Raw genomic sequence first — 20,956 nt, 5'->3', positions numbered from 1 at the left:
ATGAAAACCCTGCGTATTGGCTCCGGCGCCGGTTATTCCGGCGACCGCATCGAACCCGCAGTCGAGCTGGCCGAACACGGCGAGCTGGATTATCTGATCTTTGAATGCCTGGCCGAACGCACCATCGCCCTGGCCCAGCAGGCCCGCCTGAGTAATCCGGAATCCGGCTATGACCCGCTGCTCAGCGAGCGCATGCGTCGGGTGTTGCCCTTTGTCGGGCGTGGTGCTGACGGTCAGCGCCGTCGTTTGCGGATTATCACCAACATGGGCGCGGCCAACCCGTTGGCAGCGGCTCGGGAAGTGCGACGTATCGCTGCCGAACTGGGCTTGCCCGGCTTGAAGGTTGCGGCCTTGACCGGCGACGATGTGCTGGCGGCCTTGCAGGTCAATCCCGAGCAATTGCTGGATAACGGCGCAACCCTTGGCTCCCTGGGCGAACGGCTGATTTCCGCCAACGCCTACCTGGGCGCCGAAGGTATCGTCGAGGCGTTGCAGGCCGATGCGGATGTGGTGATTACCGGACGGGTCGCCGATCCTTCATTGTTTCTCGCGCCGCAGCTGTTCGAATTTGGCTGGGCCGAGGACGATTGGACCTTGTTGGGACGCGGCACGGCGGTTGGGCATCTGCTGGAATGCGCGGGGCAGATCAGCGGCGGCTATTTTGCCGATCCTGGCTACAAGGACGTGCCCGATCTGGCGCGCCTGGGCTTTCCGTTGGCAGAAGTGGACACCTCGGGCGCCGCAGTGATCAGCAAAGTGGCAGGCTCGGGCGGGCGCATCGATACGGCGACCTGCACCGAGCAGCTGATTTATGAAGTTCACGATCCGGCGGCGTATTTGACGCCGGACGTCAGCGCGGATTTCTCCGGGGTGTCGTTCTCGGCGTTGGGCGAGAATCAGGTGCGGGTCAGCGGCGCTGATGGCCGCGCTCGACCGCAAACCTTGAAAGTCTCTGTAGGCTATCTCGATGGCTGGATCGGCGAAGGACAGATTTCCTACGGCGGCCCCGGCGCGTTGGCTCGAGCCCGGTTGGCGCGGGACGTAGTGCTTGAGCGCCTGAAACTCATGGGCGTGGTTTACGACGACCTACGCGCCGAACTGATCGGCGTGGATGCCTTGCATGGCGGCGAACTGGGTTCGCGGGTGACCAGCGAGCCCTGGGAAGTCCGCCTGCGGATCGCGGCTCGTTGCGCCGACCAGGCCGAAGCCGTGCGCGTCGGCAATGAAGTGGAAACCCTTTATACCAACGGCCCGTATGGCGGCGGCGGGGCGACCAAGGGCTTGCGGCAGGTGGTGGCGGTGGCGTCGTTGTTCGTGCCGCGCACTGCCGTTACGCCGACTGTGCATCTGGAGCAAACACCATGAGCGAACCGATCAAGCTGCGCGAACTGGCCCATTCCCGAACCGGCGACAAGGGCGATACCTCGAACATTTCAGTGATCGCCTATCGCCCCGAAGACTTTCCCCGGCTACGTGACGCCTTGACCATCGAACGGGTAACCGCTCACTTCGCCGAACTCCTCGATCCGACGGCTGGCCCGGTGCGGCGTTATGAACTGCCCAACGTCCACGCCCTGAATTTCGTCCTGCCCGGCATCCTGCGCGGCGGTGTCACCCGCTCCCTGGCCCTGGACGCCCATGGCAAAGCACTGGGCGCGGCGTTGCTGGATATTGAGGTTTGACCGCGTATTGCGACGATCCAACCATGACCAGCGCAATTGTTCACTCGCTCAGCCGTGTTGCACCCCGGCACGCTTGAGCAATTGCTTGCAACGATCAGACAAGTGCACCACGCGCAGGTGCTTGCCAGCCTTGCTGTAGCGCTCGCGCAAGGTCTTGAGCGCGGCGATGGCCGAGTAATCGACGAAACTCAGATGACGGCAGTCCAGCGTCACCTGTTGCGGATCGTCCCCAGGATTGAACTGGTTCAGAAAAGGCGTGGTGGAAGCGAAGAACAGCGTGCCGTGCAGCTTATAGAGCTTGCTGCCGTCCGGCTCCAGATGCGTATCGGCGTACAGCTCGCGGGCTTGCTGCCAGGCAAAGTTGATCGCAGCGATGACAATGCCGAACAACACTGCGGTGGCGAGGTCGGTGAACACCGTGACGATGGTCACGGCAATGATCGCCAGCACATCGTTGACCGGGACTTTGTGCAGGACGCGCAGCGAGGCCCAGGCGAAGGTTTGCTGGGACACCACGAACATCACGCCGACCAGCGCCGCCAGCGGAATTTCTTCAATCAGCGGCGAGAGAAACAGCACGAACATCAGGATCATCACACCGGCCACGACACCGGACAAACGGCCTCGTCCACCGGAATTGAGGTTGATGACGGTCTGCCCGATCATCGCGCAGCCGCCCATGCCGGCACACGCGCCGGATGCGATATTCGCCACACCCAGCGCAATGCATTCGCGATCCGGTTGGCCGGCGCTCTCGGTGATTTCATCGGTGAGGTTCAGGGTCAGCAGGGTTTCTAGCAGTCCGACCAGCGCCATCAACACCGCGTAAGGCGCGATGATGTGCAGTGTTTCCAGGTTCCACGGCACTTGCGGCAAGGTCAGGCTCGGCAGACCACCGGCGATGTGCGCCATATCGCCCAACGTGCGGGTTGGCAGGTCGAGCAGGTAAACCAGCAAGCCGACCCCAAGAATTGCCACCAGCGCGGGCGGCGCGGCGCGGGTCAGGCGCGGCAGCAAATAAACGATGGCCATGGTCAGCGCAACCAGGCCGACCATCAGGTACAGCGGCGTCCCGCTGAGCCAGGTTTCGCCGGTCTTGAAATGCTCCAGTTGCGCCAGCGCGATGACAATGGCCAGGCCGTTGACGAAACCGAGCATCACCGGATACGGCACCAGACGGATCAGTTTGCCCAGGCGCAGCAGGCCGAAAAGCACCATCAGCAGGCCGCCCAGCAACACCGTGGCCAGCAAATACTGCACGCCGTGCTGGACCACCAGTGCGATGATCACCACTGCCATCGACCCGGCCGCACCGGAAATCATCCCCGGCCGACCACCGAACAGCGCGGTCAGGGTGCAGATGATGAATGCGCCATACAGGCCCATCAACGGGTTGAGATGGGCGACGAGGGCGAAAGCGATGCACTCCGGCACCAAGGCAAAGGAAGAAGTGAGTCCGGCCAGGACATCGGCACGCATACGAGCTGGTTTCATGGTTTACCTGAAGTGCATGGCGGTTCGGGTAACCGCCAACGATGTAAAAGGGGGGGATGTTACGGAATGTGATGCGGGTCGGCCAGCGGGTTGGAGGGTAGTTCATCATGTGGGAGAGCTCGCTCGCGAAAGGTCCGGTACGTCCAGTAGATTTCCTGAGTGCGAAACATCGCCTTCGCGAGCAAGCTCGCTCCCACCAAGCTCGCTCCTGCTTTATGATTGCCGGCTTTACCTTGGCGAGCGGTGTTCGGATGACTGGCGTGTCCCCTTTGCAAGCGTGGCAGCAGGCAGTCGAGCTGCGTGGTTTCCAGCCGGACGAGGCGCAGCTGCAAGCCGCCCGCGAATTGGAGGCTTGTTATCTGGCCTTGGGCAACAATCCGCGAAGTGCCAAAGGGGTTTATCTGTGGGGACCGGTCGGGCGTGGCAAGACCTGGCTGATGGATCGTTTTTTCGAGAGCCTGACGGTTCCAGCCCGGCGCCAGCATTTTCATCACTTCATGCGCTGGGTGCACAAACGCATGTTTGAGTTGATGGGCACTGCCAAACCGCTGCACGTGTTAGCCAGGGAACTGGCGCGGGACGTGCGCGTGCTGTGCTTCGACGAGCTGTTCGTCAATGACATCGGCGACGCGGTGATTCTCGGCGGCCTGTTGCAGGTGATGTTCGAAGAGGGCGTGGTGCTGGTCTGCACCTCCAACCAACCGCCCGAGCAGCTGTACATCAACGGGCATAACCGTGAGCGTTTCCTGCCGGCGATTGCCGCGATCAATCGCTATATGAATGTGCTCACCGTGGATGGCGGCGAAGACCATCGGCTGCATCCGGGACAATTGCATCAGCGGTACTGGATCACCGAGCCGGGTCGGCCGAGCGCGTTGGGCGGGATTTTCGACACGCTCAGCGTCGGTCAGACGGTCTCCACCGATCTCGTGCCCGTGGGCCATCGCACCATCAACTGCGTGCGCAACAGCGAAACAGTGCTGTGGTGTCGCTATGCCGAGCTGTGCGAGCAACCGCTGGCGGCCATGGATTTCATCGAGCTGTGCGATCGCTTTGCAGCAATTCTGGTCAGCGAAGTCCCGGCCCTCAGCGCGCCCCAGCGCGAAGGCCGAATCGCGCGCGGCACTGAGGATGCGGTGGAGCAGGTCGTGGCGGGCGATCGTGAGTTGCCGCAGTTGTCACCCCATGACGATGGCGTGCGGCGCTTCATCGCACTGGTCGACGAATGTTACGACCGCCGCGTGCCGCTGTATGTCGAGGCTCAGGTGTCGATGGCCGAGTTGTACACCGAAGGTTATTTGTCCTTCGCGTTCCGCCGCACCTTGAGTCGCCTGCAGGAAATGCAACTGGAACGCTTCGTCGCAGCCTGATCGTGTTCAGGTGCGCCGCTGGACCAGCACGTGCTTGCTGCCTTCGAACACCAATACCAGTACCGCCAGCCAGATCGGCAGGTAAGTCATCCATTCCTCACGGCTGATGCTTTCCCCGAGCAGCAGCGCGACGCCCACCAGCAAAACCGGTTCGACGTAACTGAGCAGGCCGAACAGGCTGAACGGCAGCAAACGGCTGGCGACGATGTAGCTCACCAGTGCCGAAGCGCTGATCACACCCAGTAACGGAATCAACAGATACAGCATCGGCGCTTGCTGGATCGCGGCCGGATTGCCGCTGACGATGAACCACACGCCAACCGGCAGCATCAAGGTCATGTCAAACCACAAGCCGCCGAGGTTATCGATGGCCAGTTTGCGACGCAGCACGAAATAGATCGGGTAGCCCAGGGCAACCAGCAGGGTTTCCCAGGAAAAGCTGCCCAGACGCAGCAGTTCGTTGCCGACGCCGATCATCGCGCAAAACGCGGCGATCTTTTGCAGGCGTGACAGCCTTTCGCCATACACGATGCGCCCGGTGATGATCATGGTCAGCGGCAGCAGAAAGTAACCCAGGGACACTTCAAGGCTGCGGCCATGCAACGGCGCCCACATGAAAATCAGCAATTGCGCGCCCAGCAATAGCGAGGAAACAGCCATGCCCAGCAGCAGCGTCGGTCGATGCCGCAGACGGCTGGCGATCTTGCGCACCAGCGGCCAGTCGCCACTGGACAACAGGAACAGGGTGACGCAAGGGACGGTCAGCAACATGCGCCAACCGAAAATCTCCTCGCCGCTCAATGGCGTCATCAGCGAGGTATAAAAATACATGACCCCGAACAATACCGAGGCTGATACCGACAGCACTACACCTTTGTACACAGCAACCTCTTTGTTTTTGTTGTATCGCAGCGGCGCAGTCTAACGGAAGGGCGGGGACGGATGTGGGAGCCGAGCTTGCTCGCGAAGAACGATGACGCGGTGAATCTGGCCCACCGAGGCGTCTGATTCGCTGGCAAGCCTTGTTCCAACGAATAGGTCCAGAACGGTAATACCTATCCACGAAACATTTGGATAACCGCCGACCTTTGCTAGGCTGCTGCGATTGCCCGGTCGACCTGACGGGTGTTCACAAGGAGCTTGCATGACTTCCATCAGCACCCCGGCACCGGCTGTAACCGGAAGGCGGGAACAATTTTCCACCCGCGTGGCGTTTTTCATTGCCGGTTTCAGCCTCGCCGCCTGGGCACCGCTGGTGCCTTACGCCAAGGCTCGGGTCGGGCTGGATGACGGTACGCTGGGTTTGCTGCTGCTCTGCCTCGGCGTCGGCTCGATCATCGCCATGCCATTGGCTGGTGCGCTGTCGGCGCGGTTCGGCTGTCGGCGGGTGTTGGTCGGTTCCACCGCGATCATCTGCCTGTGTCTGCCGCTATTGGCAACGCTTTCCAATTTGCCACTGTTGATTGCCACGTTGTTTGTGTTCGGCGCCAGCATGGGCGCGCTGGATTGCACGGTGAACATCCAGGCAATCATCGTCGAGCGGGCCAGCGGCAAGACCATGATGTCCGGCTTTCACGGGCTGTTCAGCCTGGGCGGGATCGCCGGTGCGGCGGGCGTGGCCGGGCTGTTGAGCCTGGGCGCGTCACCGCTGGTGTCGATGCTTGTCGTTGTCGCGTTTGTCGCGCTTTGCCTGTTCAAGGCTGCGCCGCATCTGCTGAATTACGGCAGCGAAACCGATGGCCCGCCGTTTGCCATTCCCCGTGGCGTGGTGCTGTTCATCGGCCTGCTGTGCTTCACGGTTTTTCTCACCGAAGGCGCGATGCTCGACTGGAGCGCCGTGTTCCTCAGTTCCCTGCGCGGCGTTGAAACCTCCTATGCCGGGCTGGGTTATGCGGTGTTCGCGCTGACCATGACCCTCGGGCGCTTTTTTGGCGACGCCATCGTGCGGCGGGTCGGGCCGAATCGGGTGATCATCCTCGGTGGCTTGTGCGCGTCGGCAGGCCTGGCGATCGCCACGCTGGTGCCGTCATGGGAAGCCGCGCTGCTCGGTTACGCACTGGTGGGCGCGGGCTGTTCGAATATCGTCCCGGTCTGCTACAGCGCAGTCGGCCGACAGAAAAGCATGCCGGAAAACGTCGCGGTCCCGGCGATCACCACCCTGGGTTATGCCGGGATTCTGATCGGCCCGGCGGGCATCGGTTTCATCGCTCACGTCAGCAGCCTGGAACTGGCCTTCATGATCGTCGCCGTGATGTTGCTCGGCGTGGCGGTGGGCGGCAGTCGCCTCAGGGCCTGACGCTGTTCTGCGCGGTCTGCACTCGACGCCGGACGATTCGCTCTCGCGTCTGGTCGTACAGCCAGTTGAACGCCAGGGTATACGGCAGAAACAGCAACAGCAGGCCCGCGTCCAGCAGGAACGCTTCCAGCCAGCCGATGGACAGCCACCACGCGGCGAGCGGGACCACCACCAGAATCAGCCCGCCCTCGAAACCCAGCGCATGGGCGATGCGCGCTTTCAGCGACAGGGCGAAACCGAACCTGTGCCGCAGCCGGTCGAACAGGGCGTTGAACAGCATGTTCCAGAGCATCGCCACGGTGGAAATCATCACCGTCATGGCGCCCATCTTGCCCAGCGAGTGGCCGAGCAGCCACGCCAGCAAGGGTGCAAACAGCAGCACGCCGATGATCTCGAAGAGCAGCGCATGCAGCGCGCGTTCCTTGATGGTTTTGGCAGGTTGTTGCATGTGAAGAAGACCTCTTTTGCTTACAGCGGGATGTACCTTGCTTGACGTGCATTCTCATCGGTCATTGCGCTAAAGTGAAAATCGTTTCCATCGGAAAAACCGATACAAGGTGGCCATGAGTTATTCACCCGAAGCCCTTGAGGCGTTTGCCCAGACCGTCGCGTTGGGTTCGTTCAGCGCTGCGGCGCGGCGCCTGGGCAAGAGTCAGTCGACCATCAGCGAAGCGATTTCCCGGCTGGAAATAGACTTGGGCCTGGAATTGTTCGACCGTTCGTCCAAACACCCCGTCCTCACCGAAGCCGGCAAGGCCATGCTCGGGCGCATTGAAGACGTGCTCGCCGCCTCGGACAAGTTGCGCCGGGCTGCGGGGCGTCTGGCTGACGGGATGGAGCCGCGCCTGACGCTGGTATTGTCAGACGCTAATCAATTCGCCGACTTCGAGATGCGGATGGCCGAGCTGGACCAGCGCTTTCCCGAGCTGGAACTGGAATGCGTCTTTGCCGAGCACGGCGATGCGATCAACCTGATCCAGTCCGGCCGCGCGTCTCTCGGTCTGTTATCGGCGCAACCGAGCTATCCGCCGGAAGTCGGTTACGCGACCATTGCCGAACGTGCCGATTTCGGGCTGTTCGTCGGCCACAAGCATCCGTTGGCCGCCGAGCAGCAGGTCGATTACCAGAAACTCGCGGCCCATCGCGCACTGCGCCTTAACACCCTGGTCGATCAGAGTGTGCCCACCGACGACTTGCCCATCAGCGGCCATCGGCCTTGGTCGGCGCCCAATTATTTGTTGCTGATGGACATGGCCGCGTTCGGTTTCGGCTGGTCGGCGCTGCCGCGCTGGCTGGTCAAAGGCTACGCGGGCGGCAAGTTGAAGGAACTGGACGTTCCCGGCTGGCCGCGCAGCTCCGCCGTCGACGTGATCTGGTCACGACAGCGCAGCCTCGGGCCAGCGGGCGCCTGGCTGCTGGAAACGTTTACCCGGCATCGCGGCGAGCATTAAGGCTCAGGTCAGGTCGCGCGTCGCGGGAACTGGCGGTTTGCGGATAGTCGTTGCACAGCGCAAACAACAGAAACACCGCGACCACGACGACGCACGCGTCGAGAAGAATCTTGTGGGCATTATGGGGGCGGGATTGGGGGCGCGGTATACGCAATGCACTGTTTAAAGGCGCGCTCTTGAGGGCATTGGGACCGAAAATGTAGGCGCGGCCCTTCGCGAACAAATTTGCTCCTGCAACGCCCGGAAACAGAGTTTTACAAGGCGTTCTCCATAAAACCCTGCGGCAATTCCGCATCAAACTCCGCCACCACTTCCCGGGTCAGGCTGACGATGTCTTCCACCAGTTCCATGCCGGCACCGGTGCGCCAGCTGGCGACTATATCCATCACCGAGGGCAGCGGAATGCCGTCGAGCAGGGTCAGCACGCCCTGAGCCAGTTCGCCGCGCACCAGTGCGGCGGGCATGGCGCCGATGCCGAAACCGTCACGCACCAGCCGGGTAATGGCCGACGCCGAGTTCACGCAGTTGATGCGCGGCGTGATGATGTTGGCGCTGTGCAGCATGTTGAGAATGTCCTGATGCGGCCGGGAATTGCGGGAAAACGTGACGATGCGTTCCAGGGACAAATCTTCCAGCGACGCATACTCGCGGTCGTAGCTGGAGCCGGTGGGCACCACCCAATGCATCGGATAACGGGTCAGCACGGCGTTGCGCACCGTGTCGAAACGCAGTATGTCAGTCTGGAAAATAATGTCCTGATAGCCCTTTTCCAGCTGTAAACACAGGTTGCTCGCGGTGTCGGCGGTCAATTCGATCTCCAGCGCCGGGTAACACTTCATCAGGCGTGTTACCAAAGGGCTGAGCCAGGTGTGTATCACCGTATCCATTGCGCCGATGCGAATCCGGCCGCGCACCTGTCGCGGATCCTTGATCGCGGCCTTCATGGTTTGCATGGTGTCCATGATGTGCTCGGCATATTCCAGCACCCGCTGGCCTTCGGGTGTCAACGAAACCCCCTTGGAATCACGCACGAACAGACGCACGCCCATTTCGTCTTCCAGGGCCGCGATACGGCTGGAAATAGAGGCCTGGGTGCTGAACAGCTTTTCCGCAGTCAGACGAAAGCTCTTCAACCGGGCGACCCAGACAAAGGTTTCCAGAAACTTGAGGTTCACTGCCGATCCTTGAGTTGCGGCCTTGAACGTGGCCTTGAATTGAGGTGCTGAGCGCGTGCCGGGTCCGAATCCCCAGACCGGGCAGCGTCAGGCATATCCCCGGAAATTGCAGGTTATATGCCAGCACCGATACAGAAATTCTTATGGGGTATAGCGGTTTTTTCCCGTTGGACGCCAGAGGCAAGGCTACCGAAAGATTGCCCTGGAACGAGAAAGGTCCCCTAACGAGGTTCTCATCACAGCGTTGCGTCAAACCTTCAGGTCGCAGGTTTGCTTGCGGCGACCATCCAACAATAACTGCGCTCTGCCAACAGTCGGTCGATACCGCTGCGCGCTCATGGAGAGAGTTTTCAATGAGCTACAACAATCAAAAATACGTCTGCGCAATGCTGTTTGGTGGTGTTTCCCTGGGTTTCGGGATGAGCGCCCATACTGAGTTTTTGGCTGACAGCAAAGGGGAGCAGGAAGCCCGCAACCTCTCCTTTAATCGGGACTTTTGTCAGGACGCTCGCGGGCCGCTGTGGTAACGCCGGGCTTGGCTTGAAACCTGCGGAGGATTCGCCACGGATCGCCGAATCCTTCAAATCGGACCACCGAACGAGATTCCCATCATGCAAACCGCTATCAATCTCTGGCCGCTACTGGGCGTGCTGGTCATCATTATTGGCTTTGTGCTGCGCTTCAATCCGATGCTGGTGGTCGCCCTTGCGGCGGTCGCCACCGGGTTCGCCGCGAGCATGCCGCTGGACACCATTCTGGCCACCATCGGCACCGGCTTCATCAAGACCCGGACCTTGCCGCTGATCATTCTGCTGCCGCTGGCGGTGATTGGTCTGCTGGAGCGTCATGGTCTGCGCCTGCACGCGCAGAACTGGATCGCGCGCTTCACCAGCGCCACCGCCGGGCGTCTGTTGATTGCCTACCTGTTTGTGCGTGAGACCACGGCCGCGTTGGGTTTGACCAGCCTCGGCGGGCATCCACAGATGGTTCGCCCGTTGCTGGCGCCCATGGCCGAAGGTGCCGCTGAAGCGCGGTTTGGCAAGTTGCCGGAAGCCTTGCGCGTCAAGTTGCTGGCCATGTGTGCCGCCACGGATAACGTCGGCCTGTTCTTTGGCGAAGACATTTTCGTTGCCTTCGGCGCGATTGCTTTGATGCACACCTTCCTGCTCGGATCGGGGATCGACGTCGACCCGATGCACATCGCCCTGTGGGGTATCCCGACGGCAATCTGCGCCTTCGTGATCCATGCGATTCGCCTGCATCGTTTTGATCGCCTGCTCAATCGGCAGTTGCAGCCCTTGGCGCAATCCACCCCGCCAGCGGCCGCGCAGGAGAGCGTGTAATGATCATTTCAATTCAATACCTGTATTGGCTGGCTGGCATCATTCTGGCGATCACGGCAGTGATGACCGTCACCGACGCCACTAACCCCAAGCGCTGGAGTACCGGCCTGTTCTGGGCATTGTTCGCCGTCGCGTTTCTGGTGGGTGAGCGTTTGCCGCCCGCGATTGTTGGCGTGGGTGTATTGGTCATGGCGGCGATTGCCGGTTTCGGCGGCGTCGGCTTCGGCAAGCATGAAGACCTGCCGGACAAGGCGCGCCGCGCCAGCGCCGGTCGGCTGGGCAACAAGCTGTTTATTCCGGCATTGGCGATTCCGCTGGTCACCGTGATTGGCGCGATGTTCCTCAAGAACATCAAGTTTGGCGATGTTGCGTTGCTCGATCCCGCCAACAGCACGTTCGTGTCTTTAGGCCTGGGTTGCCTGCTGGCCTTGGCGCTGGCCTGTTGGTTGACCCGCGATACGCCGGTGCAGGCCATGCGCGAATCCCGTCGCCTCACCGAAGCGCTGGGTTGGGCGCTGGTGTTGCCGCAGATGCTGGCGATGCTCGGTTTGCTGTTCAACGATGCCGGGGTCGGCAAGGCGGTGGCGCATCTGGCGACGGCTTACATCAACCTCGACTTCCGTCTGGTGGCGGTTTCGGTTTACGTGCTGGGCATGGCCCTGTTCACCATCGTCATGGGCAACGGTTTCGCGGCCTTCCCGGTGATGACCGGCGGCATTGGCGTACCGGTGCTGGTCGGCATGTACGGCGGCAATCCGGCAGTGGTCGCGGCCATCGGCATGTTCTCCGGCTATTGCGGCACGCTGATGACGCCCATGGCGGCCAACTACAACATCGTCCCGGCAGCGTTGCTGGAGTTGCCGGACAAATACGCGGTCATCAAGGCGCAGATCCCCACGGCGCTGCCGATGCTGGTCGCCAACATCCTGCTGTTGTATTTCCTCATGTAGCCTTCGAGCGGCCTCCGTTAACCCACAGCGCCCGCGACTTTCGCGGGCGTTGTGTTTGTGCGTAGGATGGCCACCGGTTTACTGAGATGGGTCATCGATGGACATTGTTCCTGCCGCACAGCAAGACGTCGTCGCCGTGCTGGAATTCGTATTGCGCGCCCGCAGGGAAATCTTCCCGATGCTTGATTCCGCTGGCCTGCCGGCGGATCTAGCCAACTTTGCCCGGGTGTATATCGAAGACGGCAGCGGCAAGTTCCTGATTGCCCGGCGCGATGGGGAAATCGTCGCGGCCATCGGCTACCTGCCTTACGACGGCCGATTCGCCCAGCTGGATTACGGCCAGCAGCGCGTAGTGGAAATCGTGCGGCTGTTCGTCATCCCCGAATTTCGCCGCTCAGGGCTGGCGACCCGGATTTTTCTGGAACTCAAGGAACATGCGCGTCAGCAGGGCGTTGAGGTGTTGTATCTGCACACCCATCCATTCCTGCCGGGCGCGGTCGGCTTCTGGCAGCGGCAGGGTTTCCATGTGGTTGATGTCGAGGCCGATCCGGTTTGGCGGACGACGCATATGGAGTGCGGGTTGTTGTGATTGCTGATCTTGTGGGAAAAAGCGTCCCCGACAAGCGCTGAAGATCCCTTGGCAACCCGACGCCTTCCCGGACAAGTCCGGTCCTGCCGAGTCACACAACCCGGTAGGAGGGGACTTGTCCCCGAAGACGCCGGTGCAAGCGCTGAGGATCTTCCTTGGCAGTCCCGACGTCTTCGCGGACAAGTCCGCTCCCACGGGATTTATGTGTTTTTTCGGGCCGTGCGGTTATGAACGAAACCGCAAAATCCGCGCACCATCGTGTGGATCAATCAGGTAGTGGGCTTCAACGCCAAACGTGCTGCGCAGCAGTTCGCAAGTCAGCACCTGGGCTGGCTCGCCAATAGCGATCAGCTCGCCTTTGTCCATTACCGCCAGTCGATCACAGGCCAAGGCCTGATTGAGGTCGTGCAGGGCAATCATTGTGGTCACCGGCAGCGATCTCACCAGACCGAGAATGCTCAGCTGATGCTGGATATCCAGGTGATTGGTGGGTTCGTCCAGCAGCAGGATTTGCGGGCGTTGCGCCAAAGCGCGGGCGATGTGCACGCGCTGGCGTTCGCCGCCGGAAAGGCTGTGCCAGGCGCGCTTGCGCTTATCGGCCATGTCCACATCGACCAGTGCCTGCTGAACGATTTCATCGTCGACAGCGGACCATGGCGTCAGCGCCGAAAGCCAGGGCGTGCGCCCCAGTTCCACGGCGTCCAGCACACTGATGGCGTCCGAGGTTTCGGCCTGTTGCTCGACCACCGCAATCATCTGTGCGATATCACGGCGCGTCATGTCGGTTAGCGCCTCGCCGTCGAGCTGAATACGGCCGCTGTCGGGTGGTCTGATGCCCGACAGCAATTTGAGCAGGCTGGATTTGCCGGAACCGTTCGGGCCGATCAAGCCCAGGGTTTCCCCGCGTTGCAGATCCAGACTGACACCTTTGAGGATAAGGTTGCCTTTGACTGACCAGCTCAGGTCAGAACACGCCATCACACGGGTCTCAAGCGCAGGCATTTGCAGGCTATTCATCGGCCACCCTTGGCTTTGATCAGGATTACGGCAAATACCGGTGCGCCAATCAGCGCGGTGATCACGCCGACCGGCAGCACCTGGCCCTTGATGACGGTGCGCGACAGCACGTCGGCGGCGATCAGGAACAGCGCGCCACTTAACGCGCTGAGCGGGATCAGCCGTCCATGACGCACGCCCACCAACAGACGCGCGGCATGCGGCACCACCAGACCGACGAAACCGATGGAACCCACCAGCGACACCATCACCGCCGTGACCAGCGCAACCGTGGCGATCAGGACCACTTGAACACGTCGCACCGGGATGCCAAGCGCGGCGGCCGAATCGCTGCCGAACATGAACGCATCCAGCGCGCGGCGATGCCACAGGCAAATCGCCAGCCCGATCAACACCACCGGCACCGCCAATGTCACCGATTGCCAGCGCACCCCGCTGAGGTTGCCCAACAACCAGAACATGATGCCCCGCGCCTGTTCGGAGCTGGCCGACTTGGTAATCAGAAACGAAGTCAGCGCATTGAACAGCTGTGAACCGGCGATGCCTGCGAGGATGATTTGCCCGCTGCCGCTGACCGCTCCGGTGCTGCGCGCCAGCAAGGCGACCAGCGCAAAGGCAGCCACCGCGCCAGCAAAGGCGCCCATTGACAAGGAAATGGCTCCGGCGCCGAGGCCGATGATCGACACCAGCACCGCGCCGGTCGAAGCTCCGGCGGAAATCCCCAGTAGATATGGATCGGCCAGCGGATTACGCAGCAGTGACTGCAACACCACCCCGGAAATCGCCAGCCCGGCGCCACATGCGGCGGCAACCAGCGCGCGGGTCAGGCGGTAGTTCCAGACGATGCCTTCATCAATAGGGTCCAGCACAAAACCGGCGCCCCACAGCTTGTTGGCCAGCACCTGAAACACCAGCGACAGGCTGATCGGCGTCTCGCCAATGGCGATGCCGGCCAGAATCGCGGCCAGCAATACCGGGATCACCCACGCTGCGTGCAGACAGACCCTGCGCAGAACCTGACCGCCGGTCACTGCTCTCATTTGCCCGGATCAACCTGATCAATGGCGCTGGCCAGTTCGTTGATGCCGTCAAACATACGCACCGAGGCCTGCATGGCGTCGGCATCAAGGATCACGATGCGGTTGTGTTTCACGGCATCCATGTTTTTGGTCACCGGATCGGACTTGAGAAATTCCAGTTTTTTCTGGAAGTCGTCAGCAGGGAAGCGACGGCGATCCATGCGCGCGATGACCAGCACCGTAGGGTTGGCCTTGGCGATGGTTTCCCAGCCGACGGTTGGCCATTCTTCATCGGACTCGATCACGTTACGCAGGCCGAGGGTGTTCATCATGAAATCCGGCACGCCTTTGCGCCCGGCCACGTACGGGTCGATGTGCAGGTCGGCGCTGGAAAACCAGAACAGCGCCGATGCATCGGTCAAGTGCTTGGCCTTGACGCTGACCTGAGCCTTGGTCAAACCGGCACGCAGCTGCGCGCTCAACTCATCGCCACGGTCCTGCACGTCGAAGATCTGCGCTAGCTGCGCGACGGTCTTGAATACAGTTTCCACGGAAAATGGCTTGAGCCGCGTGCCATCGGCGCCAACCAGATTGTCTTTGCCTTCGCAGTCCGACGGCATGATGTAGGTCGGGATATTCAGTTCGCTGAACTGCTCGCGGGTGCCGACCGCGCCTTGCGGGCCGACCATCCATTCAAACTGCACCGGCACCAGGTCAGGGCGTTTGCCGATCACTGATTCGAAGCTCGGCTCGTTATCGGCCAGGCGCGGAATACGCTCGTTCTGCGCCTTGAACTGTGGCAGGACCTCGTTGAACCACAGCGAAGTGCCGGCCACTTTGTCGGCCAGCCCAAGGGAGTAGAGGATTTCAGTACCGGCCTGGCCGATGGTGACTGTTTTGCCGGGGGCCTGTTTGAAGGTCAACGGCACGCCGCAGTTCTCGACCGTCAGCGGGTAGTGCGTCGGACCGGCGGCCATGGCCAGTGCAGAACATCCAAGGCTGGCAAACAGTACGGCAAGGCGAGGCAACGTCATGAAAGGCTATCTCCATTCGAACGGATGTCCGGACGGCGGTGTAAGGGCAGGAAACACATCAGCCACCGCTGCTGACTGCGGCGGGGCCGGTCGAGCAGGGTCTGGCAGCAACGGCGATGAACCGATTCTGACGGATGTCCTCCCCGGACACCCCGCCGGTGGGTCAATTGCCAGGGCGCGTTTTCGTGCAACCCTGATGTCGGCAGGTCTCCTGACTGACGCGTCATCGCCATGCTCCGGCCTTCCCGGGTTTACCCAGTGGCATCGATGGAGCGGCTCAGCGTCTACAGTTGCGGGGGCAGTTCCGTTTGATGACCCTGAGGCCATCACGGATTCCCTATTAATCCCGTTTGGGAACCGACGGGCGGCATGGTAATGGATATCAACCGCGACGGGGAAGTTTTCCCGGCGGGCGAGTCCCTGGCCTGGAGATTGCTCGCAGTTCACCGGTTGGTGAACCTTATCGGCCGATGGTCGGTCGATACATGCACGCTGGCTGAGTGCTCCGGTGACAAATCGGCGATGATGATGCCCGGCCCGTATTATTTCTGGAGATTTCCCCCTGTGATATCGACTCAACGCACGGCCTGGCTCAAAGCCTGGGGTGCACATGCTTTTACCGCCACCGGCGTGGTCATTGCCTTCATGGCAACCATCGCGCTGTTCGAAGACCAGCCCAAGGCATGCCTGCTTTGGCTGGGCCTTGCGCTGGTGGTAGATGGAGTCGATGGCTCCCTGGCGCGCAAATTCAATGTTCAGTCGGTGCTGCCGGGCTTTGATGGTTCAGTGCTCGATCTGGTCATTGATTACCTGACCTACGTGTTTATTCCGGCGCTGTTCATTTATCGCTACATCGATTTGCCGGATCACACCATGTTGCTCAGCACTGCGGTGATTCTGGTGTCCTCGCTGTTCTGCTTCTGCAATCTGGAAATGAAAAGCAAGGACAACTATTTCCAGGGCTTTCCCGCCGCCTGGAACGTGGTCGCGCTGTGCGTCTACATCATCTCGCCAGCTTCGTGGGTGACGTTGCTGACCGTTTTCGGCCTGGCCCTGCTGACCCTGACGCGGATGAAGTTCCTCCACCCGTTCCGCGTCCGCCGCCTGATGCCACTGAACATCACCGTCACCACGATCTGGCTGGTGTGCAGCGCCTTGCTGGTCATCGACCACCCGGCGCAAAGCCCGACCGTGATGATCGTCTGGTCCGCGATGTCCGCCTATTTCCTGGGGATTTGCCTGTGGCGCACTTCGCTTGAGTGGTTGGGCAAGTTGCGTAGTTGAAGCGAACGACAGCCTGTAGGACCGGCTTGAGTCGGGAGGGCGTTCTCCGGGCGAAGCCGGTCCTACGGATCCGGTATTTGCGGATTTCACACCAGTCATCCAATAAACCGAACTCCCGTCACGCGGCCGCTTCCAAATCAGGTCACCCCCCAATTGATCTGATTCTGCGAGGGCAACATGAGCATACGACCTGTCGACACCCAGGCTGCGCAATCCCCGGGGCCGAACCCCAATCCGATGGAATCCGATGACGAGGCCCGTCCGGACGATGACGTGCGCAACGCCGAGGAAAATGAAGTGGAGCCGGATGATCCGGACATTGCGGGTGATGATGGCTCGGGCGTACCGAGCTAAACCAGCGTGGTAGTCAGCCACGACCATCAGGCGTTGGCCATTTGCAGCGTTACGCCTCGCGCCTGAGCGCGTATGAACAATCCCGGCTGCAAATACTGGCCAGCGACCTGCTTGCATCCCGGCAAAAAAATAGCTCCAGTTGGTGCATTTTCGATAACACCGCCAGCGGTTTTGCTGTGGGCAATGCGCTGGAGTTGCAGACGCTCTTGTCCCGCTGATCCAGGCCGAACATTGTTTCGGGGCGCTGCACGTTCTAGTCTCTGCTCCACTTCTCAACACCGCACGGGAGCCGCCATGCCTTGGTCAGCCAAGCAGTATTCAATTTTCGAGCAACAACGCACGCGCCCCGTGGTTGATCTGGTCGCGGCGATCCCGACGCAGAACGTACAGACGGCGGTGGATCTGGGCTGCGGTCCCGGCAACTCGACAGAAGTGCTGGCTGAACGCTACCCGCAAGCGCAAGTGACCGGCCTGGACAGTTCGGAAAACATGCTGATCGACGCGCGCCAGCGGTTGCCGGCCTTGAGTTTCGAGTTGGCTGACATCGCGGCGTGGAATCCGGCGCAACCACTGGATGTGATTCTCGCCAACGCTTCGTTGCAATGGGTGGCGGATCATGCCGCGCTGTATCCGCGTCTGGTCAGCAAACTCACGCCCGGTGGCAGCCTAGCGGTGCAGACGCCGGACAATTTGCAAGAGCCGGCCCACCGTCTGGCCCGTGAAGTGGCAGCGGACGGCCCTTGGGCGAGCAAGATCGCTGCGGTGAAACATCCTGGTCGCCATGACGCGAGCTTTTATTACTCGCTGCTCAAGGGCCATTGCAGTTCGGTAGACGTATGGCGCACCACCTATTTTCATCCGCTGGAAGGTGGTCATGCGGCGGTGGTCGAGTGGTTCAAGGGTTCGGCATTGCGGCCTTATCTTGAACCGCTGGATGAAACGGAGAAGCACGCGTTCCTGGAACGCTATCTCGCCGCAATCAGCGAAGCTTATCCGGCGCTGGAAGACGGGACGGTATTGTTGCCGTTTCCACGGTTGTTTGTGGTGGCGACGCGCTAAGCCTGGGGCGCCGTCGGGTCCTGGTCGTCATAACGGTCATGCAAGCGCATCCAGTCCATGATTTGCACCTCATTCCTGCCTTTGGGCGTGAGGTCCAGATAGTTGTAGGCGCCGACGAGAATGTCCAGACCTCGGGCGTAGGTTGAGTACGTGTGGAAAATCTCCCCCGCCGGGTTTTTGTAGAAGACGCTCAGGCCGGGCAGTTCCTCGAAGGGGTCGGTGGAGGGCTCGTAATTGTAGGTGACGCTGCCGTCGGCGATCTGTTCGGCCGTGGCGGACACCCCGAAGTCATAGTTGAAATCACTGCCCGCCGATGACACCCAGTTCAACTTCCAGCCCATGCGTTGCTTGAACGCTTGAAACTGCTGCCATGGCGCGTGGGAAACGGCGACGAGGCTGATGTCGTGGTGCGCCAGATGCAGGTTGGCGCCGTCCATGTGATCGGTCAGGAATGAGCAGCCCGTGCAGCCTTCCTCCCAATCCTTGCCAAACATGAAGTGATAGATGATCAACTGGCTGTTATTGCCGAACAGCTCGCTCAGGCTTTGTCTGCCGTTGGGACCTTCAAAGCTGTACGCCTTGTCGATCCTGACCCAGGGCAGGGCGCGGCGTTCGGCGCTGAGTTGATCGCGTTGGCGGGTAAAGGCTTTCTCGTAAATCAGATGCTGTTTGCGCGCCGTCAGCCACTCTTGCCGAGAGACGACCGGGTGGCTGTCGAGTTCGTGTGGGGCGACTGGATAAGTGCTCATGGGCGTGTTCCTCGTCGTTGTTCATTCATTCGGGTGCAGCTTTGGATAGTCGAATGACCTGTCTGCAAATCGACAACCTCGTACCGTGAACAAGCTTTTTGGGATTCGCTCGGCTTGTGCGATGATTCCCAGCTTTGTGTGGGATGGCAGATAGTCTTGCGTAGGAAAATTCCACTCATGCCGTGGAATCGCCACCAGCCCACCAATCATCTGTGGAACCAGACCATGAATTTCTTCAAGCGAGCGCTGTTGGACAGAAAGCTGAAAAAGGCGCTTTCGAAGAACAAATGTCGTCTGGACAGCGGGATCAAAGGCCTGCGCCGTGAAACCGAGCTGACGCTGGAGCATGGCGTAAAGCTGCATCAGATCAAGATTCTGTCCCGCAAGCTGACCATCGGTGCCTACACCGATATCGTCAGCGGCGCCGAGCTGCACGACGTCTCCAGCATCGGGCGCTATTGCTCGATTGCCAAGAACGTGACCATCGGCCAGGACCGTAAATCCCATCCACTGAGCTGGCTGACATCCCACAGCGGGCTGGTCGGCCTGCGCCAGCAACTGGGCGGCATTGCGCCGCATCACGATGGCGTCAAGCAAACTTCCATTGGTCACGACGTGTGGATCGGCATGGATGTGCTGATTCTGGAAGGCGTGACCATCGGCACCGGCGCGGTGATTGGCGCGCAATCGCTGGTCAACAAGGACATTCCGCCTTACGCCATCGCCGTTGGTTCACCGGCTCAGGTGGTGCGCTATCGCTTCGATCAGGACATCATCGACGGCTTGCTGGCCAGCCAGTGGTGGAACCTGCCAGCGCAGCAGTTGGCCGGTTTGCCGATTGAAGACCCGCAGGCATTGCTCAAGCAACTGAACGGCAGCGTTGCGCCGGCCAGTCATCCGGGGCAGGTTGTGGTGCGCAGCAAGCCGTTCACGGTGAGCCATATCGATCCGCAGTGATCAGCCCGCGGCATGGTTGTCAGCCTCGGCACCCGCCGGGGCTTTCGCTGCATGGGCTGGCGCCTCGCTGGCTCTGAACAACGCCTGAATCGCCTGCCCATACGCCTGCCTTCCCAGGCTCATGCTGTTGTTATGCGAACCGCCCGGCACCAGCAGGAGTTTCTTCGGCTCCTGGGCCGCCGCAAACAGCTCTTCACTGAATCGCGATGGCACGTAGCGGTCCTCGGTGCCGTGGACGATCAGCAACGGCATATGGATAGCGGCGATCTTGTCGATGGAGTCGAATTTCTGCGACAGCAACCAGCGCACCGGCAACGACGTATTGGCCACTGCGGTGGCGACATCGGCCAGTGTGGTGAAGGTGGATTCGATAATCAGGCCACGGGCTTGTACGGGCTCTTTGCCATTCTCGGTGTCTCGTCCCAGTTCAGCGGCCAGATCCACCGCCACGGCGCCGCCCAATGAGTGGCCGTAAATAAGCCGCTGTCGCGGGTCCGGTTGCAGCAGTTTCAGGCGTTCCCAAGCGACGCGTGCGTCTTCGTAAACCGTGGCCTCGGAGGGCAATCGCCCTTGGCTCTGGCCGAAACCGCGATAGTCGATGGCCAGCACCGAGAAGCCCAGGGCGCGCAGTTGCTCAATGCGAAACAGCTGGCCCGTGAGGTTCCAGCGCGAGCCGTGCAGATACAGCACCGCTGGCGCGTCTTTGCGATTGGCGGGCCACCACCAGGCGTGAATGTTTTGCGCCACGCCGAAGTCCGGCGCCTTGAGCTCGAACTCCTGCACACCGGCGGGCAGTCCGCTGTACCAGCTGGCAGTGCCCGGTTCGATACGAAACACCAGTTCCCGCTCGGTATGTTGCAACACCGCACAACCCACCGGCAGACCGACGATCAGCAGGGCCATGCAAGACCAGGCGAACCAGCGCGCCTTGAAGCGCGCCAGGGAAAAATAAGGCATGGATACAGTTCCCTAACGAAATGGCCAAATGCCGACTGTAACGACGTTGTCATGATACCGATTAACCGGTTGGTTACAGAATATTGCAGCGGTGGCTGGTCGGGACTCCACGAGGTCGTAGGACCGGCTTCAGCCGGGAGAACAATCGTACAGACGATAGAAATGTACTGTTTGTA

General features: G+C 60.9%; 24 protein-coding genes and 1 riboswitch. Of the genes, 14 read left to right on the top strand and 10 right to left on the bottom strand.

The annotated features are described in order from the left end of the window. On the top strand, window positions 1-1,365 hold the full coding sequence (locus AABC73_RS19795; RefSeq protein ID WP_341520607.1) for an acyclic terpene utilization AtuA family protein: 1,365 nt from the start codon (window positions 1-3) through the stop codon (window positions 1,363-1,365). After that, window positions 1,362-1,682: a hypothetical protein gene (locus tag AABC73_RS19790; protein ID WP_341520606.1), complete on the top strand. Its 321-nt coding sequence runs from the start codon at window positions 1,362-1,364 to the stop codon at window positions 1,680-1,682. Before AABC73_RS19795 ends, AABC73_RS19790 begins: the two co-directional genes overlap by 4 nt. Before the next feature lie 48 nt (window positions 1,683-1,730). Here the strand turns inward: AABC73_RS19790 and AABC73_RS19785 are convergent, their stop codons facing one another. Beyond that, entirely contained in the window at window positions 1,731-3,176 is a 1,446-nt protein-coding gene (locus AABC73_RS19785) for a SulP family inorganic anion transporter (RefSeq protein WP_341520605.1), read from the bottom strand. Between the two features lie 251 nt (window positions 3,177-3,427). Here AABC73_RS19785 and zapE point away from each other — a divergent pair, with 251 nt between their 5' ends. Beyond that, window positions 3,428-4,546, top strand: coding sequence for a cell division protein ZapE (gene zapE / locus AABC73_RS19780; protein WP_341520604.1), 1,119 nt, complete (start codon window positions 3,428-3,430; stop codon window positions 4,544-4,546). Between the two features lie 6 nt (window positions 4,547-4,552). Here zapE and rarD read toward each other — a convergent pair whose 3' ends face one another. Beyond that, window positions 4,553-5,428, bottom strand: a complete 876-nt coding sequence (gene rarD, locus AABC73_RS19775; RefSeq protein WP_341520603.1) for an EamA family transporter RarD — start codon at window positions 5,426-5,428, stop codon at window positions 4,553-4,555. Window positions 5,429-5,690: 262 nt separating this feature from the next. Between rarD and AABC73_RS19770 the strand changes: the two genes are divergently transcribed. Then, window positions 5,691-6,842 (top strand): MFS transporter, encoded by a 1,152-nt coding sequence (locus AABC73_RS19770; protein WP_341520602.1) that lies wholly within the window; start codon window positions 5,691-5,693, stop codon window positions 6,840-6,842. Here AABC73_RS19770 and AABC73_RS19765 read toward each other — a convergent pair. Continuing rightward, window positions 6,832-7,290 carry a multidrug/biocide efflux PACE transporter gene (locus tag AABC73_RS19765; RefSeq protein WP_341520601.1) on the bottom strand — a complete coding sequence of 153 codons (459 nt, stop codon included), beginning with the start codon at window positions 7,288-7,290 and terminating at the stop codon, window positions 6,832-6,834. The genes AABC73_RS19770 and AABC73_RS19765 overlap by 11 nt on opposite strands. Before the next feature lie 115 nt (window positions 7,291-7,405). Between AABC73_RS19765 and AABC73_RS19760 the strand changes: the two genes are divergently transcribed. Further along, the gene (locus AABC73_RS19760; protein WP_341520600.1) at window positions 7,406-8,293 is read left to right on the top strand and encodes a LysR family transcriptional regulator; all 888 of its coding nucleotides are present in this window, start codon (window positions 7,406-7,408) and stop codon (window positions 8,291-8,293) included. Here the strand turns inward: AABC73_RS19760 and AABC73_RS19755 are convergent. Both AABC73_RS19755 and AABC73_RS19750 read right to left on the bottom strand, forming a co-directional pair. After that, entirely contained in the window at window positions 8,268-8,516 is a 249-nt protein-coding gene (locus AABC73_RS19755) for a hypothetical protein (RefSeq protein ID WP_341520599.1), read from the bottom strand. The two genes, AABC73_RS19760 and AABC73_RS19755, sit on opposite strands and share 26 nt — an antisense overlap. Window positions 8,517-8,547: 31 nt before the next feature. After that, window positions 8,548-9,468 carry a LysR family transcriptional regulator gene (locus tag AABC73_RS19750; RefSeq protein ID WP_341520598.1) on the bottom strand — a complete coding sequence of 307 codons (921 nt, stop codon included), beginning with the start codon at window positions 9,466-9,468 and terminating at the stop codon, window positions 8,548-8,550. Window positions 9,469-9,821: 353 nt separating this feature from the next. Between AABC73_RS19750 and AABC73_RS19745 the strand changes: the two genes are divergently transcribed. The 4 genes from AABC73_RS19745 (at window position 9,822) to AABC73_RS19730 (ending at window position 12,350) form a co-directional block, all read left to right on the top strand. Continuing rightward, window positions 9,822-9,995 carry a hypothetical protein gene (locus tag AABC73_RS19745; RefSeq protein ID WP_341520597.1) on the top strand — a complete coding sequence of 58 codons (174 nt, stop codon included), beginning with the start codon at window positions 9,822-9,824 and terminating at the stop codon, window positions 9,993-9,995. Between the two features lie 84 nt (window positions 9,996-10,079). Then, a complete protein-coding gene (locus tag AABC73_RS19740; RefSeq protein WP_341520596.1) occupies window positions 10,080-10,811 on the top strand; it encodes a DUF969 domain-containing protein in 732 nt (243 codons plus the stop codon). Next, complete coding sequence (locus tag AABC73_RS19735; RefSeq protein ID WP_341520595.1) at window positions 10,811-11,761, top strand: DUF979 domain-containing protein; 951 nt, start codon at window positions 10,811-10,813, stop codon at window positions 11,759-11,761. Before AABC73_RS19740 ends, AABC73_RS19735 begins: the two co-directional genes overlap by 1 nt. A gap of 97 nt (window positions 11,762-11,858) precedes the next feature. Continuing rightward, window positions 11,859-12,350, top strand: coding sequence for a GNAT family N-acetyltransferase (locus tag AABC73_RS19730; RefSeq protein WP_341520594.1), 492 nt, complete (start codon window positions 11,859-11,861; stop codon window positions 12,348-12,350). Window positions 12,351-12,575: 225 nt separating this feature from the next. On the opposite strand, the gene AABC73_RS19725 is transcribed toward AABC73_RS19730, so the two are convergent. Genes AABC73_RS19725 through AABC73_RS19715 form a run of 3 tightly spaced genes read right to left on the bottom strand, consistent with a single transcriptional unit; the run spans window position 12,576 to window position 15,420 of the window. Next, on the bottom strand, window positions 12,576-13,367 hold the full coding sequence (locus AABC73_RS19725; protein WP_341520593.1) for an ABC transporter ATP-binding protein: 792 nt from the start codon (window positions 13,365-13,367) through the stop codon (window positions 12,576-12,578). Continuing rightward, a complete protein-coding gene (locus AABC73_RS19720) occupies window positions 13,364-14,407 on the bottom strand; it encodes an iron chelate uptake ABC transporter family permease subunit (RefSeq protein WP_341520592.1) in 1,044 nt (347 codons plus the stop codon). Before AABC73_RS19720 ends, AABC73_RS19725 begins: the two co-directional genes overlap by 4 nt. Next, on the bottom strand, window positions 14,404-15,420 hold the full coding sequence (locus tag AABC73_RS19715; protein ID WP_341520591.1) for an ABC transporter substrate-binding protein: 1,017 nt from the start codon (window positions 15,418-15,420) through the stop codon (window positions 14,404-14,406). The genes AABC73_RS19720 and AABC73_RS19715 overlap by 4 nt, the downstream gene beginning before the upstream one ends. Window positions 15,421-15,603: 183 nt before the next feature. Continuing rightward, window positions 15,604-15,797, bottom strand: a riboswitch (cobalamin riboswitch). A gap of 187 nt (window positions 15,798-15,984) precedes the next feature. Between AABC73_RS19715 and AABC73_RS19710 the strand changes: the two genes are divergently transcribed. The 4 genes from AABC73_RS19710 (at window position 15,985) to tam (ending at window position 18,117) form a co-directional block, all read left to right on the top strand. After that, window positions 15,985-16,704: a CDP-alcohol phosphatidyltransferase family protein gene (locus AABC73_RS19710; RefSeq protein ID WP_341524288.1), complete on the top strand. Its 720-nt coding sequence runs from the start codon at window positions 15,985-15,987 to the stop codon at window positions 16,702-16,704. A 177-nt stretch (window positions 16,705-16,881) separates the two neighbouring features. After that, a complete protein-coding gene (locus tag AABC73_RS19705) occupies window positions 16,882-17,058 on the top strand; it encodes a hypothetical protein (protein WP_341520590.1) in 177 nt (58 codons plus the stop codon). A gap of 41 nt (window positions 17,059-17,099) precedes the next feature. After that, entirely contained in the window at window positions 17,100-17,276 is a 177-nt protein-coding gene (locus AABC73_RS19700; RefSeq protein WP_341520589.1) for a hypothetical protein, read from the top strand. A gap of 76 nt (window positions 17,277-17,352) precedes the next feature. Then, entirely contained in the window at window positions 17,353-18,117 is a 765-nt protein-coding gene (tam, locus tag AABC73_RS19695; RefSeq protein ID WP_341520588.1) for a trans-aconitate 2-methyltransferase, read from the top strand. Here tam and AABC73_RS19690 read toward each other — a convergent pair. Then, window positions 18,114-18,866 carry a thioredoxin family protein gene (locus AABC73_RS19690; protein ID WP_341520587.1) on the bottom strand — a complete coding sequence of 251 codons (753 nt, stop codon included), beginning with the start codon at window positions 18,864-18,866 and terminating at the stop codon, window positions 18,114-18,116. The genes tam and AABC73_RS19690 overlap by 4 nt on opposite strands. A gap of 225 nt (window positions 18,867-19,091) precedes the next feature. Here AABC73_RS19690 and AABC73_RS19685 point away from each other — a divergent pair, with 225 nt between their 5' ends. Further along, the gene (locus AABC73_RS19685) at window positions 19,092-19,823 is read left to right on the top strand and encodes a CatB-related O-acetyltransferase (protein ID WP_341524287.1); all 732 of its coding nucleotides are present in this window, start codon (window positions 19,092-19,094) and stop codon (window positions 19,821-19,823) included. Here AABC73_RS19685 and AABC73_RS19680 read toward each other — a convergent pair whose 3' ends face one another. Then, window positions 19,824-20,780: an alpha/beta fold hydrolase gene (locus AABC73_RS19680; protein WP_341520586.1), complete on the bottom strand. Its 957-nt coding sequence runs from the start codon at window positions 20,778-20,780 to the stop codon at window positions 19,824-19,826. Window positions 20,781-20,956 lie beyond the last annotated feature (176 nt).

Source organism: Pseudomonas sp. G.S.17 (assembly GCF_038096165.1).
In the GTDB taxonomy this organism is placed as follows: Bacteria; Pseudomonadota; Gammaproteobacteria; order Pseudomonadales; family Pseudomonadaceae; genus Aquipseudomonas.
This window is presented reverse-complemented; position numbering and strand designations above follow the sequence as displayed.